The sequence below is a fragment of the Paracoccus sp. J55 genome, from assembly GCF_000513975.1.
GTDB lineage: Bacteria > Pseudomonadota > Alphaproteobacteria > Rhodobacterales > Rhodobacteraceae > Paracoccus.
In genome coordinates this window covers 1-1,768 of sequence record NZ_AZVA01000065.1, presented here as the reverse complement: position 1 = coordinate 1,768, position 1,768 = coordinate 1, and the positions used below count along the sequence as shown (strand labels likewise).

Genomic DNA, 1,768 nt, shown 5'->3' with positions numbered 1-1,768 from the left:
ACGCCCATATCCACCGCCGGGTGTTCCTCAACGGCAACAAGACCGTCGTCTTCCCGGCGTCTCCGGGAAGCTATTCCAGCGAGAGAATGGGCTGACCGCTTCGTCACGGCCGCTTATTGTCCCTGTCCCTGACGGGCATGGGGCCTCTGCCAGCCGTGCCGGCGCAGCGACTGCTAAGGTCGCTGCGCCGGCATGCGTTTCATTTTCGGATTGAAGGCTGCCCGTCGCCGAAGGGTCGACTCGGGGATCGTGCTACCGCAGGCGGGACTCATCGGATTGATTCGCCCCTCCTGGCCCTCTTGGTTTTTCCCGCCCGCGCAGATCGGGGCTTGCAGTTCTATCGGTGGTCCTTGCTCTTTGCCGGCGCGTAGGCACCGGTCATTATCTGCCCGAAAGATGGCCGCTTCTGCCGGCATTTGTGCAGAAAAATACCCAAAACATTCCTGCTAAGAAAAATAATTGCTTTTTAAGCGATATCCGGGTTGAATGGAATCAACAAGCGAGCGGATGCAAAACCGGTCCGATCAACAACAGGTGGTTCATGGGTCGACGCTCCGTCCGGAGCTTGGCCCCCGCGGATGGGCAGGCTTTCCCCCGTTCATCCGGGCATCGCCAGACGTGCCGCCGGTCAGGCGCTGCGTCTGCCGCAGGATGCCTGCCGCCGGCCGCATGGTCGGGCCGCTTGCAGCCCCTCGCTGCCACAGATGCCATGGTCCGCCCGGGGCGGATCGTGGAACGGATGCCAACGAGGAGGAATTTTCATGACAGCGACCTGGCGTTTTTCGGCTCTGGCGGATCGTCACCGGGCCCTTGGCTCGGCGCTCGAGGACTGGAGCGGGATGGGCACGGCCTGGAGCTACGACAAGGACCAGCTCGAGGAATACATGGCGATCCGCACCAAGGCCGGGGTGATGGACGTCTCGGGGCTGAAGAAGGTGCATGTGATCGGCCCCCATGCCAGCCATGTCATCGACCGCGCCACCACCCGGTCGGTCGAGAAGATCAAGCCCGGCCGTTCGACCTATGCCTGCATGCTGAACGACGGCGGCAAGTTCGTCGACGATTGCGTGATCTACCGGATGGGCCCGCACAGCTTCATGGTGGTGCATGGCGCCGGCCAGGGGCACGAGCAGCTGACCATGGCGGCGCTGGGGCGCAATGTCAGCGTGCTGTTCGACGACGACCTGCACGACATCTCGCTGCAGGGGCCGCTGGCGGTGGACTATCTGGAAAAGCACGTGCCCGGCATCCGGGACGTGGTCTATTTCAGCCATATCCACACCACGCTGTTCGGCAAGCCGGTGACGATCTCGCGCACCGGCTATACGGGCGAGCGCGGCTACGAGATCTTCTGCCGCCGCCAGGACGCGCCCGAGATCTGGGACACGATCGTGGCCGAGGGCGCGGCGATGGGCATCATCCCGACCCGCTTCACCACGCTGGACCTGCTGCGCGCCGAAAGCTACCTGCTGTTCTTCCCCTATGACAATTCCGAGAAATACCCGTTCGAGGACGAGCCCTGCGGCGACACGCTTTGGGAGCTGGGGCTGGATTTCACCGTCTCGCCCGGCAAGACCGGCTTCCGCGGCGCCGAGGAGCATTACCGGCTGCAGGGCAAGGAACGCTTCAAGATCTACGGCGTCAAGCTGGAGGGCACCGAGGCGGCGGTCGAGGGCGCTCCGATCATCCGGGACGGCAAGGAGGTGGGCGTGGTGACCATCGGGTTTTACAGCCCTTTGAACGGGCACAATATCGGCATTGCGCGGAT

1 protein-coding gene and 1 pseudogene are annotated in these 1,768 nt (G+C 63.6%); both read left to right on the top strand.

Annotated features, from left to right (window positions below; translation table 11 throughout):
• A pseudogene (gene purU, locus PARJ55_RS24705) lies at positions 1-95 on the top strand (formyltetrahydrofolate deformylase); the annotation flags it as partial.
• A 666-nt stretch (positions 96-761) separates the two neighbouring features.
• The coding region (locus tag PARJ55_RS0120565; RefSeq protein WP_028714666.1) for an aminomethyltransferase family protein at positions 762-1,768 on the top strand (1,007 nt) is incomplete at its 3' end.